The organism is Patescibacteria group bacterium (assembly GCA_023473585.1).
Classification (GTDB): domain Bacteria; phylum Patescibacteriota; class Microgenomatia; order JAMCYU01; family JAMCYU01; genus JAMCYU01.
The window spans coordinates 61,626-79,143 of the sequence record JAMCYU010000004.1 but is presented as its reverse complement, the minus strand read 5'-3'; the positions used below and the strand labels follow the sequence as shown (position 1 = coordinate 79,143).

The following is a 17,518-nucleotide window of genomic DNA, read 5'->3' as shown; positions in this document are numbered from 1 at the left end:
TTTTAATTAAATTAAACTGCGACCGGAAAGTTCGCTGGGCTTAGGAATTTGTAAGGCTGTTAAAACAGTCGGTGCCACATCCGCTAAGATACCACTTGAAAGTTCCCGTAAATCTCCCTGATATTTTCGGTTAATTAAGATGAAGGGAACCGGATTACTTGAATGCTCGGTGTCAACTCCACCCGTTAAGGGATTAATCATTTCTTCTACATTACCATGGTCTGCCGTAACGATGCAAGTTCCGTTAGAAATATTCACGGCGTTGGCAATTTTGCCTAAACAGGTATCAACGACCTCGCAGGCGGTAATTCCTGCCGGAATAACGCCGGTATGACCAACCATATCGGGATTCGCAAAATTAATCAAAATAAAATCATAAAATTTGTGGTTGATTTTCTCAAGGACGATTTCGGTAATTTCCGTCGCCGACATCGCCGGCTGCAAATCATAGGTCGGAACCTTAGGTGAAGGTACGGTTTTCCACTCTTCTCCTGAATACGGTATTTCTCTTTGACCATTAAAATAATAAGTAACAAATCTTTCTTTTTCGGTTTCGGTAATATGAAGCTGTCTTAGATTACGTTCCGATAAAACGCGGGATAAAGTCATGTTGACGGAAATCGGTGGAAAAGCAACCTTGGCAGGTAAACCCTTTTCGTATTCAGTCATCGTCACAAAGAAAAGATCAGAAAGGACCTTTTTTCGGGGAAAAGTTTTTCTTAACCGAGACGGTTCAATATAGGTTTTTTTAAAATATTTTTCCGCGTAAGGGTCAAAAGTCGGCTTAGTAATGGCGATATGCTCAAGATCCGGTAAAATAAAAGCCTTGGTTAATTGTCTTGGCCGATCAATACGATAATTAAAAAAGATAACCGCGTCTTGATCTTTGATGGGACCTAACGGTTGTCCGTTTTTTTCCACGATTAAGGTCGGTTCGATAAATTCATCGGTTTTGCCATGATCGTAAGCCGCCTGAACAGCTTCTTCAGCCGAAAAGGCTTTTTCCCCTAGACCATCAACCAAAAGTTCATAGGTTTTCTGGGTTCGTTCCCAACGGTTATCACGATCCAAAGCAAAATAACGGCCGCACAAAGAAGCGATTCTCCCCAAGCCTTCTTCTTTAAGCCTGGTCTCAATTTGACTCAAGTAGAGTCTGGCCGAGGTCGGCGGTGAATCTCTTCCGTCAGTAAAAAGCTGCAGAAAAAGATTTTTAAGGCCAGCCTCTTTAGCTAAACGTAAAAGGGCATAAAGATGTTCATTGGACGAATGAACGCCGCCTTGACCGATGAGGCCCATAAGATGCAAAGCCGAATTATTTTTCTTTACATGTTCAAAACAGGCGAGAAAAGCTTGATTTTTGAAAAAGGAGCCGTCGGCAATACTCATATTAATGCGGGGTAGGTCCTGATAAACAATTCTTCCGGCCCCTAAATTGAGATGACCGGTTTCGGAATTACCTCGTTCGCCATGAGGCAAACCCACGGGTTCCCCCGAAGCGGTTAATTTGGCATGAGGATATGAGGCCCAAAACCGGTTAAAATTAGGCACCGAGGCTTGAGAAACAGCGTTTCCCGGACCGGCAGGCGCTAACCCCCAACCGTCTAAAATAATCAACACGACAGGATTAGTCATTTTAAATTTAATTCTTCCTCAATTTCCAAAAGCCGATTATATTTAGCGACCCTTTCGCCTCTGGCCGGAGCCCCGAATTTGACGTAGTCCGAACCAACCGCCACGGCAAAATCGGCAATAAAAGTATCGTTGGTTTCCCCGGAGCGATGAGAAACAATAACCTTAAACCCTCCCGCACGCGCGGTTTTAACGACTTCCAGAGTTTCCGATAAAGTTCCTGCCTGGTTAGGTTTAATAAGAATGGTGGTGCAAAGACGCTTATCGATGGCCTGCTTTAATCTTAGAAGGTTAGTCGCCAACAAATCGTCGCCGACAATTAAAGTTCCTTTGCCCAAGAGTTGAGTCAGTCTTGCCCAATCCTCCCAATCGTCCTCGTCTAAAGGATCTTCTAAAATCAAAAGCTGGTATTCCTTATTAAGATTAATCAAATACTCAATAAACTCATTGGCTGAAAGTGAATTCGGTTTATCTTTAATTTGGTAACCATCAGCCTTTTTGAAATTGGAAGCGGCGATGTCAAGTCCTAAAAAAACATCTCGGCCGAAAACATGGGGCGTTAATTTGACAGCTTCCAGAATGATCTCCAGGGTGTCTAAATTGGTAAAAAGATTTGGCGCAAAACCTCCTTCGTCGCCAACGGAACGAATGGCGTTGCGGTGAATTAAAACCTCTTTTAGTTTTTGGTAGATTTCTTCGCCGATGCGGAGTGCCTCATGATATGGTTTCGTTGTTGCGGGGACGACATGAAATTCCTGAAAATCTAAATTACCGGCTCCGTGTTTTCCGCCGTTAATGATATTAAAAGTCGGGGTAGGCATTTTTTCAATCGTGGTTGGCAATGTCTCCCCATATAAAGAATTAAGATACCGGTACAATGGTAATTTTTGAGACTTAGAAGCAGCAGAAGCTACGGCTAAAGAAACCGACAAGAGACTGTTAGCGCCAAGCTTACTCTTATTTTCTGTGCCGTCAAGATCAATCATTAACCTGTCAATTTCCTGCTGTTTGGTTGGATCAAACCCAAGAAGTTTTGGACCAATGACCTGGTTAACGTTTCCTACGGCTTTCAAAACGCCCAACCCAAAATAGCGGTTCATGTCAGCGTCACGAAGTTCAAGCGCTTCATACTTGCCTAACGAGGCTCCGGAAGGAACAGAAGCGATGCCCAAAATATCGTTATCGAGAGTTATTTTGGTTTCGATCGTGGGATTTCCCCGTGAATCTAAAATTTCCCGGGCTTTAATTTCTTTTATTTTTGGCACAATTTTTTCTCCTCTTCATAAATCGTTTCTCTGGTTCTTTCTACGGCATCGGGGTTTACCGAGACGCTGGTTATTCCCCAGTGTACTAATTTTTCCACCAAGGAAGGGTAATCAGACGGCGCCTGACCACAAATGGACGAGGTTATTTTATATTGATGACAGGTTTTAATAATTTTTTCTAGTTCCCAAAGAACGGCCGGGTCCTGCTCGTTAAAAGCCTGGGCCAGTTCGGCGTTGTCTCGGTCAACCCCTAAGGTTAACATCGTTAAATCATTAGAACCGATCGAAACTCCGTCAATGCCCATTTCGATAAACTTATCCAACAAAATCACGTTGGCGGGAATTTCCACCATCAGCCACAGTTTAAAGGAAGGCGACCGAAGAAGGCCGGCGCTGGCGATAATCTTTTTGACTTCCAAAAGTTCTTGCGGAGTTCGGACAAAGGGCAGCATTAACCATAAATTGGTAAAGCCTTTTTTCTTGCGAACTTCTTTGATCGCTTCAAGTTCCAATTCTAAAACCGCCGGGTCAGATCGGTAGCGATAGGCGCCGCGATAACCGATCATGGGATTTTGTTCTTCGGGTTCAAAATCTTGACCGCCCGTAAGATTGCGATATTCGTTGGTTTTAAAATCAGAAGTTCGATAAACGACAGGACGAGGACTGAACGCCTCGCAGAAAGTGGCGAGGAAAGAAGCGAGTTTCTCAATAAACATTTTTTGTTTTTGATCATGAATAATTTTCTTCGGATGAATGCCGATTTGCGCCATGACAAATTCGGCTCTCAATAAACCCACGCCCTCAACCGGCATTTTCGCCAAATCTTTGACTTTTTCTGCCTCCGCCAAGTTAAGATAAATCTTCGTGGCGGTTTTTATGGGGATCTCGTGTTTTTTTGCTAAGATTTGATCTTGTTTTTTAAATTCATGGGCGATTTTTTGACTTTGCAAAATTCCGCCCCTGAAGACTTCCCCTGTTTCACCGTTGACCGTGACCACCTGACCGGTTTTAAGAAGCTTCGTGGCGATTTTTGCGCCGACCACACAAGGAATACCCAGTTCCCGGCTGACAATGGCCGCGTGGGCGGTTCTGCCTCCCTGATCGGTAACAATGGCCACGGCTTTTTTCATCGCCGGAACAAAGTCAGGATTAGTCATTTCCGTCACCAAAACATCACCTAAAATAACCCGATTTATTTCTTTGGGCGAATGAATTTCCCTAACCGGCCCTGAAGCAATACCCGGTGAGGCGCCAACGCCCGTAAAAATCGGTTTTAATTTTGGATTAATTAATTTAATATCTTTAGCTTCTTCTTTACCCCTGGCAACACTGGCCATCGTGGTTACGGGTCTTGTTTGGACAATATAAATCTTCCCGTTTTCAATGGCCCATTCAATGTCTTGAGGGAAAAAATAATGACGCTCAATTTTTTTGCCCAAAACACCCAGTTCTGTAATTTCCCGATCTTTTATTTTTTGTAAACTCCTATTTTTTTTAGGCACTTCCAAAAGCTTATTCTGATGTTTTTGCCCAACAAGCATTTTATCTTGTGTCGAGATATCTTTTTTTAAAATTTTAAGGTCTTTTTTAGAAATCTCGTAGCGGTCGGGAATAACTTGTCCCTGAACGATCATTTCGCCTAGGCCATAAATCGCTTCGATAATAATTTTTGATTTATCCGAAGAGAGAGGATCAATCGTAAACATGATGCCGGAAGTTTCCGATTGAATCATTTTCTGTATAGGGATCGCAATTCCGACTTTAAAATGATCAAATTTTTGCTCTTCGCGATAAAAAATCGCCCGGGGAGTAAAAAGAGAGGCCCAGGACTGGCGTACTTTTTCCACGACCGAAGCATCGCCGGAGATATTTAAGAAGGTTTCCTGTTGACCGGCAAAAGAGGCGGTCGGCAAATCTTCGGCGGTGGCCGAAGAACGGACCGCGACTAAAGCCGGTTTTAAAAAGGTTCCCAGTTTGGCGTAATTTTCAGAGATCGCTTGCGCTAAATCCCTAGGCACCGGAGAAGTTAAAATCAGTCTTTTAATATGAGAAGAGACCTGTTCCAGGGAGTCGGGTTCATTAAGGTTTAAAGAAGAAAGATAATTCTTAATTTTCGTGCGTAAATTTGCTTTCTCCAAAAAATAAAAATAGGCCTGGGCCGTAACGATAAAGCCTGCGGGAACGGGAATACCAAATTTAGCCATTTCTCCTAAGTTAGCTCCCTTACCGCCCACCAAAGGAATATCATCCTTTCCTACCTCATTAAACCACAGGATAAATTTTCCTTCCATAATTTCAGTATAGCAAGACAAAGGAGAAAGATTCAAGAGGCTTTTGCCAGTTTTTCCTTAAAATAATCAACCCAGGGAATGACCGAGGGATCCTGATTGTAAATTATAGATAAATAGAAACTTAAAAAACTGCCGAAGAGCAGAGTTTGAAAAACTTCCGCCAATTTATTTTCACCGTGGGACTCAAATTCTAAAAACGGCAAATTGTTTTTGGCAATGATTTCCTGTGTTAATTTTAATCGCAACTTAATTTTTTCATCATAAAATAAGGACCTAAGAAAAAGAAAAATTAATTTATTCTGTTTTGGATTTTTTAGTCCTTCCATCAGGTGATGATTCAACTCCGGCAAGAAGAAAAACCCGGCGAAGTTTTTGCTGTTTTCATTTAATTGATTAGCCAAAACGTGGGCATTGCCGGATAAATGACTCGCCCCAATAACTTCAACGATTTTATCCTGTATTTTTGCCGCCATGGCTTTGGCTTCTTTCTTGAGAGTTTCGCTTTCCCGGCTCAATGAGTCAATCGTCTGATAAAAATCATTTTCGTCTAGTTTTAAGAGACCGATTTTTCTTAACAAACCGATTTGGCCGACAATAGAATAGCCTAAACCGATTCTCGGTTGGCCGCAGGGATTAAATTGAGGTTTAAAAATATAAGCGGGAAAATGATTTTCCTCAAGAAAACTGCCTAATTTACCTCCGGTGGTAATCCCGACAATTTTAGCTTGTCTTTTTAGGCCCTCGAAAGCCGTAGAAAGCGTTTCTTCGGTTGAACCCGAGTAGGAAGAAAGAAGGAGAAGGGTTCGGGAATCAACGTATCCCGGCAGATGATAGTCATTAATAATTTCGACGGGTAAAGATAAATCTTGGTGAAAAAGACTTTTAATAATGTGGGCTCCAAGGGCGGAACCACCCATACCGGAAACGATAATTTGCGAGGTTTGCGCCATATAAGAAGAGGGTATTTGAATTTTTTTGGTTTCTTCCCAAGCCTGACGACACTGATCGGGTAGCAACCTGATGGACTCAAGCATCCTCGCCTTATCCAGACTTGACACCAACTTTTCGTCGTTTAAGTCAATCATGGTTTTTTACTCTTTTTCGCCGCCTAAAGATAAAATTATTTGGCTGACTTCTTCTTTTTTTCTTTGCATTTCTTCTTCGGTGTCGCTTTCCAAATTAAACCTTAATAAGGGTTCCGTGTTAGACATGCGGACGTTAAACCACCAGCTCGGGTATTCGATTGATAAACCGTCCAGCTTAAACTGTTGACCGTCTTGATATTTTTTTTCAAAGGCCGCCATGGCCTTTTCTTTATCTTCAATTTTGAAATTAAACTCATTGGTGTGGAAATATTTTCTCAAAGGCTTAATCATTTCCGATAATGGTTTTTTTGCCTCTTCAAGAATTTCCATTAATTTCGCGACCACAAATAAGGGAAACTCAAAATAGGAATCAGGCATGACTTCCAAGTAGAAGTGCCCCGATAATTCGGCGGCAAAATAAGCGTCAACTTCCCGCATTTGTTTTTTAATAAACGAGTGACCCACCCGGCATTTTAAAGCCCTACCGCCGTATTTTTCCACTTCCTCCGCAACGACCTTGCTGCTTCTTAAATCGTAAAGTATGGGTTCTCCTTTGCCCTCGGTAACCGTTTTTCTGGCCAGAAGAGCATTAACAAGGTCAGACCGGACATATTGTCCCTTCTCGTCAATAAACATATATCGGTCACCATCCCCGTCCGTCGCGATCCCAAAATCGGCTTTTCTCTCAAGCACCTGTTTTTTCAAAGTCTCTAGGGTTTCTTCTTTTAAGGGGTTGGCTTCATGGGCGGGAAAAGAACCGTCAAGTTTTTGGTTAAGATAAGTCACTTCTATGTTGGGAAAACTTTGGAAAAATGAAGCCAAATCAATCCCGGCCATGGCATTGGCTGAATCAATAATAATTTTTTTGGTCATCCCTTTGTCTTTGACGTATTGTCTCGCGTGCTCAAGGTAAAGAGCCAGAATCTCCCGATCTTGAACTTTTAAGGGTTTATTTAATTTCTCAAAATTTGAAGATAAAATGGCGTCGCGCATTTGGTAAATACCGTTATCGCCGTTAACCGGACTGGCCTTTTGGCGGGTCATTTTAAAACCGTTATAGGCTTTAGGATTATGAGAGGCGGTAATCTGCATGCCGGCGTCGGCTTTAAAAGTCGCGACGGCAAAATAAAACAGCGGCGTTGAGGCCAGGCCGATATCAATAACCTCAACCTCTTCGTCGGCAAAACCCTGGAGAACTTGCTCGTGCAAAGAAGGAGAAGATAAGCGCATATCGCGCGACAGAACAATGACGATCTTTTTGCCGGGGTTTTCTTTTTTAATCATTTGGGCAAAAACGCGGCCGATTTTATAGGCCAAGTCTTCGTCCAAAGCGACGGGGTAAATGCCCCTGATGTCATAGGCCTTAAAAATTGCAGGGTCGATTTTTTCCATTATTTTTATCTTAGAGGTTCATGATAAAAATTTCAAGAGTTTTCTTTAAATCAAAGGCATTTTGGCCGGTTTTTTGCTGAGAATCAATTTCCAAAAGTTCATGGTAAGAGCTTATTAATTGTTTCTGGGTAAAGTCCTTGGCTTGCCTTGCCAATTTTTCCTTTTGCCATGTTGCCAAACGCTTAAGATCCTCTGCTTCTTCTTTTGTTTCAGTGGTCATCAACAAAAGTAACCTTAATTGTCTGATAAGCAAAGAAAAAATTATTTCGGGAATTTCCGAATCTAAGGCTTTTTTAAGAAGGGCAAGCATTTCTTCTGTGCAACCTGGTTTTAGAGATTCTAAAAACTTAAAAATAACGCCCTCATTCTTAAAAAGCAGGATTTTCGCGCCAGAAAATTGAGCAAGCGTGGTTTTGGCAACTTCCTCATCTTCCCAAAGAAGCAAATTGACCTTTTTTTGATTTTCGACAAGATAGGTGATCATCTTTTGTTTTTCTTCGCTTTTTTTCAAAGAGAAGAAGCGTTCGATAACCACCAGTCGGGAGGAAGCTAGTAATGAAGGCGCTTCAAGAGCCTGGATTAAATCATTTAGGGTGATTTTTTTGCCGTCCAAAGAAAGAATTTCCTCGTTCTTTTGTTCTTTTTTCAAAGCTTCGAGCTGGTTTCTTGAAGCCAAATGATTTTCGCCGTGAAGAATCGTGATCATCTTTTTTTATATTCCTGAAAAAGTTGCTCTACTTTGTGCGTGTCAATCCTTCTTCCTCTTCCCCGGTGGAGAAGAAGCGAGCCGGAAAAGTTTTTAGGAATATGCAAAAGTTCATGAATAAGAATGCGCTTTTGGTCATCGTCGGACAAATGATCAAACTTTTCCGAAATAACCTCCAAAACGTAGTGGGCGGGCAGATTTAAAGCTTTTTGCCAAACGCGCGGCAAACTCCAAATCCTGGCCCTGGCGTGAGCTTTGGAACCCTGGCTTCGGAAACAAATCACTCTTTTGGGATCAACATGACCCATCATTAACGAAGCCACGATTTTTTTAATAGACTCTTGAATGTCTGAGGCAAAAAACCAATCCATAGATTTTAAAGCAATTGTTGTTTAACTTCTTTTAAAATCGGCTCGTTTGTTTTGGGATAACCGATGATTTCAAACGTCTTCTCAAGAGAAACCCACTTGACTTCTTTAATCCCTTCTTCTTCCTGAGGTTTAAGTTTTTCGGTCTCGTCTCCTTCAAAAAGAAAATAATAGACGGTTTTTCTGACAATTTGTTCTTTCCATTTATACCAATATTTAATAGGCGAAAGAGCAACCTTCATCTTTAATCTTTGCAGTCCGACCTCTTCTTTGGTTTCTCTTCTGGCCGCTTCGATCTTTTCTTCGCCCTTTTCAATTAAACCCTTAGGGAATGTCCAATGATTATTCTTATCCAGCAAAAGCAGAATTTTAATTTTTTTTGGGCCTTTTTGAGTATAGATAACACCTCCGGCCGAAATTTCCATTTTCATAAGAGGATTTTAGTCTTTTTGACTTCCATAAGCAAGCTTAAAAAGAGGAAAAGAGGGGCCTTCGCCTAAAACGACCAAAAAGCAGGAAAAACAGCTATTCAACTTTAAAAATTTCGTCGCTTTCCTTAACCGGCTTTTCGACTTTTAAACCGACAATCTGTCCCTTTTTGGCTTCGTTAATTTTTTCGTGTTCTATTTGGATTGACGAGACAGTTTGGGAAAATTCCTGATCGTGTCCGGAAATTTTTATCTGGTCACCAACCTTTAATCCTCCGAACAAGGAAACAACCGCGACTCCGATTTTATCGTAAAAATGAGTTATCTTGCCAATTTTTTTATCGCTCATAATTATCACCTCCTCATCTTTGATTAATTCGTTTCACTCATTATTATACAACAATTTTTTCCCAAGGAAAAATATCCCGGCCAAAATGCCCGTAACAAGCGCTCTGCGCATAAATTGGCTGCCGCAATTTTAAATTATTGACGATGCCCGATACGGAAAGATCTAAGATTTCCAGGCTTAATTTTTTAATTTTGCTGATTTTAACTTTTTCGGTTCCAAAGGTTTCCAGCGCATAAGTTACCGGTTTTTGATAGCCAATTACGTAGGCCAATTGAACCTCACAACGATCAGCCAAATTTTTGGCGACAATGTTTTTAGCGATAAACCTGGCCGCATAAGCACCGGAACGATCGACCTTAGTCGGATCTTTACCGGAAAAACAACCGCCGCCAAGCCTTCCCATGCCGCCATAAGTATCAACCGCAATTTTTCTGCCCGTGACGCCGGTATCGGAGACCGGTCCGCCGATTTCCCATCTTCCCGTACCGTTAATAATCACTTTATCTTGGGTTACCGTGTAACCGTAATTTTTGAGTACAGGACTAATGACCTTTATAAATAAATCTCTTGCCAGTTTTTCTTTTGAAATTTCCGGACGATTGGGAACCGCCAAAATTATTTGTTCGACAGATTTTGGGATGCCGTTTAAATATTTAACCTTAACTTCGCTTTTACCATCGGGCCGAAGATAGGCAAGCACTTTTTTTTCTCTTAATTCATCCATTTTTTCCACCAACCGATGAGCCAAGGTAATAGGCAGGGGCATCAGCTCCGGCGTCTCCCTGCAGGCATAACCGAACATCATCCCCTGATCACCGGCACCACCATCATCAACGCCCCTGGCAATATCCGGCGATTGTTTGTGGATATAAACGGAAATCGGGGATCGATCGGTAAATTGATAGATTTTATCGATGTAGCCCAACTCTTTAATCTTTTTTCTGGCAATTTTTTTAAAATCCAATTTAGCCAAACAGGTTACCTCTCCGGCCAAAACGATTCTTTGTTTGGTCACCATTGTTTCCAAAGCGACGCGGCTTTGGGGATCAACTTTTATCGCCTCATCCAAAATACTGTCGGAAATCTGGTCACAAATTTTATCGGGATGTCCGGCGGCTACGGACTCGGAAGTAAAATATTGATAAGTCATAAAAAAACCTCCTTTAAAACATAAAAAAACTCTCCCTGGAGAGAGTTGTCTGGTTAAGATTGTTACCTGATGGCGGTAACCCTATCTCTCCCCTCGCCGGGGTCTAGATTTAGCACCCGTCTTTACGGGTTGCTGGGTAGATTAACGGGCTAGTTCCCGCGCCCTTCCAAAATCGCTCTTTGAGCCGCAGTAGAAATCTAATAAGGCGAAAAGTAAGATTGGGAGGGACTACCTACCGCTCTTGATAATGAGCAAAGCGAAATTAATCGAAGATATTTGCTCATTTATCTTCGATATAAATATTCAATTAAATTGATGTTATAAAAATAAAGAAACCGTGTCAAGTCTTAATTTTAAATTAGGGTTTTTTCCTGATATTCTAAATACTCTGGGCCGAATTTAGCGATTAAAACTCTTTCTTCTCTTTTGGCTCTTAGAATATTTAAGGGGATAATAATGATTATGGTGTAGATAAAACCCAAAAGCGAAGACGTGCTTAAGGATAAACCCAAAAGAGTTAAAGTAATGCCAAGATAAATCGGATGGCGAAAATATTTATAAAGACCCTTGGTTTGCAGTTTTTTGGCTTTCGGTAAAACCGCGAAAGACGGCCGGCCTAAAAAATAAAAACCCAAGCCCCAAAAAAATAAACCCAAAAAAGTAACTATTAATCCTAAAATCGCCAAGGGGAAATTGGTTATTTTCATGGTTTGTAAAATCACGATTAATCCCAAAAAATACAAAAGAGGAATAAAGAAAGTAAGGCTGAAGTTGACGATCTTCTTTATCATTTATTTGACGGTGACGCTTTTGGCCAAATTCCTGGGTTTATCCGGATCAAGGCCTTTTTCCATGGTTAGATAATAGGCAAGCGTCTGACCGGTAATGATATTCGGAATAATCGTTGCCTCACTGGCGTCATCAACCGGCAGAAAATCATCGAAAAGTTCGTGTTTTTTATACGAGATACCGATGACATAACCGCCCCTGGCTTTCATTTCCATGGCTCCGGCCAAATTGGCGCCGTAAGTTTCATCGTTAGGAAGAAAAACAAGACAAGGAGTGCCTTTCTCCACCAAGGCCAATGGTCCGTGTCTTAACTCTCCTTAAGTTGTGATGCGGCAGCCCGATCAATAAACATTTTAACTTTATGTCCTTGCACACGAAGAGCGGAGGCCGGTCGTCGAACACCGACTTCTCCATATAGGGCCTCCCGAAGTGACATGCCTTTATTCTCTCCATAAGCAATAAGATAAATTTGTTTTGCCTCTAATATATTAGCAATTCCTTGAGTAAGTGCCCGGCTGGGCGTATCTTGACCACGTTCTTGTCTGTCACGCGAAACCGTAACTTCATTGAGTTCGGCAACGTGTGTTCGAGTGCTAAACGGCGTACCCGATTCATTAAGGGCAATATGGCAACCGCTTTGTCTTGTATCAGACCATGGACCGATCCCTAAAATTGCTAAGTCAATGAGCTGAGCGCTCAGAAGACCGTCATATCGACGCACTTCCGCCTCGGGATCAGGAGCAAGACCATTAAGCTCATTGGCCATTGCAATCTGTAACGGACCAAAAACTCGTTGTCTCAAATAACTAACAAAACTATGTGGGTACTTATCAGGTTCCGGTCCTGTAGGATAATACTCATCCAAGTGAAAACCTATAGTTTCGGCAAAGCTGACCTGTCTTCCTTGTACCGCTTGGGTCAAATGCGCATAAACTGGAATCATCGTATCTCCTGTGGCATAAGTTATAGCGGCGGATGGATTTGCTTGAACCACTCTGACAATTTCTTCCGCTGCACCTCTTGCTGTTTCTTCAGGAGTCGGGAACACACGAATAGATGATATTTCGGGATGAGTTATTTCCTGATATGAAAGCGCCAAAGTCCTCTTTTCTGCTAACATACAACCAAGAATATATACCTAATAGGTATACAATGTCAAGTTCCGTTGCCCAAAACTCTTTTTAGAGTGTCTTTTGAATAATAGCCCTAATAGAGTCTTCTATCCCGCCATAATCTGTCCCTTGGAAAAAGGCTATTTTTGCCTCAAGGAAATGTGCGACCAGTTTGGAGTTGCACCACAATCTGTAAGCTAAAAAATCACTTATTAGAGAAATAACCTTATTTTTACCTGAAAGCACTGTGTAATAAACTACTTGGGCAGTCTCAAATTCTTTTGCGCATGACCCAGATATCTCAATATCAAAATCTATATGCATTATGCCAATATTGGGAACAACCAATATGTTTGGGTGCCAACGATCTCCATAGTTAACACCCAAAGTGTGGGCAGCACGAAGATCTTCGAGAAGTTGACCAACTACGATCTCCGGTTGCAAAAATGGTTTCTGGAAAAACCTGTCTAGAGTTTGTGCTTTTTCCATGAATGGATAATAAGTTACTTCTCCATCTATATACTTTGGCGTTAAGACCCGGAGCTTATTGGATGCAGCTTGTTTTGCAAAAAGAGCTTGTTCTTTTGACGTTCTTCTTCTAAAACTCCCCCCAAGAGCAAAAAAGTGTGTCCCCACATACTCGGCTCTTATTCGTTCCAGAAGCGCTGGATTCTCCTTAGGAATTCGTTTAAGAAAAAGATGGCCATTTTCATCGACAACAAAATGTTGGATATTTAATTCCCCGATTATTGGTGGTCTATCGATTTCTTTGAAGCTCATAGAGCCAAGGACCATCTAAGTCTCTCAATCCCTTCTTCAATCTCGTTATTAGTAATTATTAAGGGGGGTTTGATCACTAAGCTTGATCCATAACCATCTTGACTTTTCCTTAAAACAAGGCCGTTTGATAGGGCACGATTATATATTTGTTGTGTACTGAATGGAGAAGTTTTTTTATCAAAATCTACTCCCCAAATTAATCCTTCTCCTCTAATTTCTTTGATAAATGGATAGTCCCTTTGAACATTGGAGAGGAGTTTAAATATTAAATTGCTCTTTTCTAACACCATTTTTTCAATTCCCATTCGTTTAAGAATCTCTATATTCTTCAAGGCCACAATGCACGAAAGAGGATTCCCACCGTTAGTAAATTCGTCTTCTCCATATTCTAAAAGATCATATTGGGGTTGCATGAGAACTGCAGCAAGGGGAAATCCAGGAGAAATTGCTTTACCTAAAGTCACGATATCTGGTGTAATCTTGTATTTTGAAGCAGCAAAAAAGGTGCCTATCCATCCAAAAGCCGTCTGTATTTCATCAAAAATTAGACTCACGTGATATTCATCGCAGAGAGCGCGAAGCCCGCGCAGATAATCTGGAGATAATATATATACTCCAGCATTTACCATAATCGGTTCGACAATAACTGCACATATATCGTTATTCCTTTGTAATAAACTCTTAAGATGTAGAAGTGAGATTTTTTCTGCCTCTTTGGTTGTTTTACATGAAGGTATAAAGTCTGGATGAGGAGGAGGGAAAAACGTAAATTTTTGACTACCCCCGATATAAAATCTATTTTCAAAATTTTTTCCACTTGCAACTATAGTTTCAGACGTTTCGCCTAAATGACTTTTGTATAACGAGGCAATCGTTAACTTTTTATGGTACTTCCTTACTCGTTTAAAAGCGCTTTCGTTTGCATCACTTCCATCTGTTAATTTAATGTTAATTTTGGATAATTCTTTGGGGGCTAGGTTTATAATTACCTCTGACAATTGCATCAAAGGTTCGCAAACAAAGCGTGAAGAAAGAAAATTATATTTCTTAAGTTGGGTAATAACTGCCCTTGTGATCTCCGGGTGACATTGGCCTAAACTCAAATTAAGAGTCTGTGCACTAAAATCGATATAATCCTTACCTTGGCTATCCCAAAAAATGGCACCCAGCGCTTTTTTGACAACGATGTTTTTATTTGATGGAATAATATTTTTAGTAAGGTGACGAAAATTAATCATAAATACCAACTATTACATAAATAGAAAAAAATTCCTGATTTTGATCGTTTCTACGAAATCTATATCCTGTTCTTTCAATAATTTGTTTTGATAAGCGAGTAAGTGTTGTTTCCCTCAACAATTTATCTTTGCTTCCCAGTATCATAGCACGAAGTTGTTGAACTCTAAGTTTTCTTAAACTTTGTTTGACGCCAATAATATCAGAGTGCGCAAAACAAACCATTCCGCCTGGAAGCAAATATTTTGGCGCATTGCTTATGATTTTATCTACTATGCTCCTCCCGTTTTTGCCACCAACACTGGTGGTTAGATGGTATTGTTGAACTTTGGGAAAAAGGTTTTGCACGTCTTGTCTTGTAAGTGGCATTTGCGGAGGAACCGAGACGATAAGATCAAATTTTTGATTCTTTACGGGATTAAACAAACTACCTTTTTTGACCAAAATCTTTTTTTTGTAAATTATTGATAGCTATATTTTTACGTGCTAAATTTACGGCTTTATCATCTATATCGGTAGCTATAATTTTATTTATACGACGATATATTTTAGCCAGAATAATTGATAAATATCCTCTTCCGGTTCCGATTTCAAGTAAAGAATGTATTTTGGGAGTTTTACCTAAAAAGACAGTAAGGTACTCTAAAAGAGTATCAGAATAATAATCAGTTTTATTTACTCCTTCTGTCACAATAATCTTCGCTTTGGGAATACCCATTAAGCTTATATATTACTTCACTGTGACAGACTTAGCAAGATTTCTGGGTTTATCTGGATCTTTTCCAAGCAAAACAGCGATGTGATAACCAATTAATTGAGCAAGAACGACATTGGGTATTATTGTGGCTTCTTGGGCATCATCCACAGGCAGATACCAGTCAAAGATTTTGTTGTTAGTATGAGATATTCCGATAATGTATCCGCCCCTTGCTTTAATCTCCATGGCATTTGACAACATCTCGAGTAATGTTTCGTCATTGGGGGCATAAACTATAACTGGAGTATTTTTCTCGATTAAGGCTATCACCCCATGTTTTAGCTCGCCACCTGCAAAGCCTTCTGTGTGGATATAGGAAACTTCTTTAATCTTAAGTGCAGCTTCTAAGGCAACAGGATAAGACAATCCTCTTCCGATAATATATATGTGTTGCACTTTTGCCAGTCTTTGAACTAGTTTATATAGATATTTCTTATAGTACTGCTTCGAAAGAATTTTATTCGTTACTCTAATTGCTTTTTGTAGCTTTTCTTTTCCTTTAGCTAGGTTTTTACCCAAATCGTGTCCAACAAGAAGTAATATGGCCAGTTTGGCAGTAAAGACTTTTGTTGACAACACACAGATTTCCGGACCAGCTTCAAGAAGTATCTTATGATCTGCAAGTCTATAGAGGGTAGAGCCTAGGTTGTTTACTATCGCCCCAATTTCCAGACCTTTTCTTTTTAGTTCTACTGCAGGTTGGACTATATCTATGGTCTCTCCACTTTGCGATAGAAATATTGGAAAACTGTTCTTATCTAGGAAATTTTGGTAATATGGAAATTCACTCCCTGGAAAAGAATTTGCCTTCTTGTTTGCTAAAAGAGAAAGTAAATATGTACCACTAAGTCCAGCATAGTTTGCCGTACCACAACCAACAAAAGTTACCTGCGATGAACTCTTTATCTTTGCCGAAAAAAAATTTATCTTATCGTCAAAGGTATTCATTATATTCGTCAGAATTCTTGGTTGTTCATAAATTTCTTTAAGCATAAAGTAAGGAAAGTTTTCTTTTGTAGTAGTAGTCTCTTCCCAGGAGACTTTTTGTACTTTAGGCTTAATTTCTTTGCCAGTCTCGACGGAAAAAAGGTTAATATGGCTATCCGTAATCTGCGCCAGCTGACCATCCTCAATAAAAATAACGTTTTTCGTTAAAGATAATAAACAGTTAACATCTGAACCCACCATATTTTCTTCTTTACCGATTCCTACAACTAAAGGAGACCCTGTTTTTACAGCAACAAGAGTTTTGCTACTTGTTTCGGCGACTAAAAATGCAGATAAACCACGCAGCCTTAAAAAGGCTTGCCTGACAGCTTCGTGTAGAGGAAGTTTTTTATGATAATAAAAATCCTCTATCAGATGGGCTACTAATTCTGTATCTGTTTCTGAAACAATTTTATGTCTTCCAGCGAGTAGATTTTTAATCTCCTGGTAATTTTCGACGATGCCATTGTGAACCACGGCAATTTTGCCGGTACAATCCAAATGGGGATGAGCGTTTGTATCAGTAACACCACCATGAGTTGCCCAACGTGTATGTCCAAAAGCAAAATTACTGCTGGGTAAATTTGTCTTGGCAATACCGATTTTACCTGCGTGTTTATCAATAATAAATTTTCTGCCGGCTTCTACGCCTATTCCCCAAGAATCATAACCACGATATTCAAGCTTTTTAAGCGCTTCAAGAGTTAACTCCGCTGCATTATTTTTATTACCAACATAACCAAATATTCCACACATAAAAACCTCCTTTAAGAGAAGAAAATTATTGAATTAATAAAAATAAAAGATTGAAGTTTATTTAGCGGTTATTAGTTAAATTTCTCTTTGTTTCTTATCTTGCGATAAGGTTTTTTAAAAAATTCTTAAGGTTGCTAATCCAACCTGGAGGTTTCCGCAGATACTTTAATTTAGGTTTTGCCTAAATTAAGTCCGATCCCACAGGTCTTTGGCCTATGGCCTCCTCCTCGTCTCCCCTCGACACCGCCAAGTCAGACTTGGCTCCGCTCGGGGCCCCACGCTTGTATTCCTACAAACCGCCCTATAACCTCCTTTCCTCTAAAGTATAACTGTTATTTATTATACCAAAATCCCTGGTAATCTACCAACAAACTATGTACTTTTATCTAAATTTTGTTGTATAATGAGGTTTATGGCAAGAAAAGATACCAAAGTGGG

Annotated in this window: 18 protein-coding genes; all 18 read right to left on the bottom strand. The window is 40.3% G+C overall.

Features of this window, described 5'->3' with window-relative positions:
* Positions 1–6 precede the first annotated feature (6 nt).
* Positions 7–1,632, bottom strand: coding sequence for a 2,3-bisphosphoglycerate-independent phosphoglycerate mutase (gpmI, locus tag M1575_01410; protein ID MCL5095374.1), 1,626 nt, complete (start codon positions 1,630–1,632; stop codon positions 7–9).
* Complete coding sequence (eno, locus tag M1575_01405) at positions 1,629–2,894, bottom strand: phosphopyruvate hydratase (GenBank protein MCL5095373.1); 1,266 nt, start codon at positions 2,892–2,894, stop codon at positions 1,629–1,631. The genes gpmI and eno overlap by 4 nt, the downstream gene beginning before the upstream one ends.
* Entirely contained in the window at positions 2,882–5,185 is a 2,304-nt protein-coding gene (ppsA, locus tag M1575_01400; protein MCL5095372.1) for a phosphoenolpyruvate synthase, read from the bottom strand. Before ppsA ends, eno begins: the two co-directional genes overlap by 13 nt.
* A gap of 32 nt (positions 5,186–5,217) precedes the next feature.
* Positions 5,218–6,270 (bottom strand): SIS domain-containing protein, encoded by a 1,053-nt coding sequence (locus M1575_01395; protein ID MCL5095371.1) that lies wholly within the window; start codon positions 6,268–6,270, stop codon positions 5,218–5,220.
* 6 nt (positions 6,271–6,276) lie between these two features.
* The gene (locus M1575_01390; protein ID MCL5095370.1) at positions 6,277–7,662 is read right to left on the bottom strand and encodes a phosphomannomutase/phosphoglucomutase; all 1,386 of its coding nucleotides are present in this window, start codon (positions 7,660–7,662) and stop codon (positions 6,277–6,279) included.
* A gap of 10 nt (positions 7,663–7,672) precedes the next feature.
* Positions 7,673–8,368, bottom strand: coding sequence for a hypothetical protein (locus M1575_01385; protein MCL5095369.1), 696 nt, complete (start codon positions 8,366–8,368; stop codon positions 7,673–7,675).
* The gene (locus M1575_01380) at positions 8,365–8,739 is read right to left on the bottom strand and encodes a metallopeptidase (GenBank protein MCL5095368.1); all 375 of its coding nucleotides are present in this window, start codon (positions 8,737–8,739) and stop codon (positions 8,365–8,367) included. The genes M1575_01385 and M1575_01380 overlap by 4 nt, the downstream gene beginning before the upstream one ends.
* A 5-nt stretch (positions 8,740–8,744) precedes the next feature.
* Positions 8,745–9,167: an NUDIX domain-containing protein gene (locus M1575_01375; GenBank protein MCL5095367.1), complete on the bottom strand. Its 423-nt coding sequence runs from the start codon at positions 9,165–9,167 to the stop codon at positions 8,745–8,747.
* Between the two features lie 94 nt (positions 9,168–9,261).
* Positions 9,262–9,513, bottom strand: coding sequence for a hypothetical protein (locus M1575_01370; GenBank protein MCL5095366.1), 252 nt, complete (start codon positions 9,511–9,513; stop codon positions 9,262–9,264).
* A 43-nt stretch (positions 9,514–9,556) separates the two neighbouring features.
* Positions 9,557–10,663, bottom strand: a complete 1,107-nt coding sequence (gene metK, locus M1575_01365; protein MCL5095365.1) for a methionine adenosyltransferase — start codon at positions 10,661–10,663, stop codon at positions 9,557–9,559.
* Between the two features lie 353 nt (positions 10,664–11,016).
* A complete protein-coding gene (locus M1575_01360; protein MCL5095364.1) occupies positions 11,017–11,454 on the bottom strand; it encodes a DUF1295 domain-containing protein in 438 nt (145 codons plus the stop codon).
* Entirely contained in the window at positions 11,455–11,742 is a 288-nt protein-coding gene (locus M1575_01355) for a hypothetical protein (protein MCL5095363.1), read from the bottom strand. It abuts the gene before it with no gap.
* 17 nt (positions 11,743–11,759) lie between these two features.
* Positions 11,760–12,572, bottom strand: a complete 813-nt coding sequence (locus M1575_01350) for a glucosamine-6-phosphate deaminase (GenBank protein ID MCL5095362.1) — start codon at positions 12,570–12,572, stop codon at positions 11,760–11,762.
* Between the two features lie 61 nt (positions 12,573–12,633).
* Positions 12,634–13,344, bottom strand: coding sequence for a hypothetical protein (locus M1575_01345; protein MCL5095361.1), 711 nt, complete (start codon positions 13,342–13,344; stop codon positions 12,634–12,636).
* Positions 13,341–14,582 (bottom strand): aspartate aminotransferase family protein, encoded by a 1,242-nt coding sequence (locus M1575_01340; protein ID MCL5095360.1) that lies wholly within the window; start codon positions 14,580–14,582, stop codon positions 13,341–13,343. Before M1575_01340 ends, M1575_01345 begins: the two co-directional genes overlap by 4 nt.
* Complete coding sequence (locus M1575_01335; protein MCL5095359.1) at positions 14,575–15,024, bottom strand: hypothetical protein; 450 nt, start codon at positions 15,022–15,024, stop codon at positions 14,575–14,577. Before M1575_01335 ends, M1575_01340 begins: the two co-directional genes overlap by 8 nt.
* On the bottom strand, positions 15,008–15,298 hold the full coding sequence (locus M1575_01330) for a methyltransferase (GenBank protein MCL5095358.1): 291 nt from the start codon (positions 15,296–15,298) through the stop codon (positions 15,008–15,010). Before M1575_01330 ends, M1575_01335 begins: the two co-directional genes overlap by 17 nt.
* Before the next feature lie 12 nt (positions 15,299–15,310).
* Positions 15,311–17,080 carry a glutamine--fructose-6-phosphate transaminase (isomerizing) gene (glmS, locus tag M1575_01325; GenBank protein MCL5095357.1) on the bottom strand — a complete coding sequence of 590 codons (1,770 nt, stop codon included), beginning with the start codon at positions 17,078–17,080 and terminating at the stop codon, positions 15,311–15,313.
* Positions 17,081–17,518 lie beyond the last annotated feature (438 nt).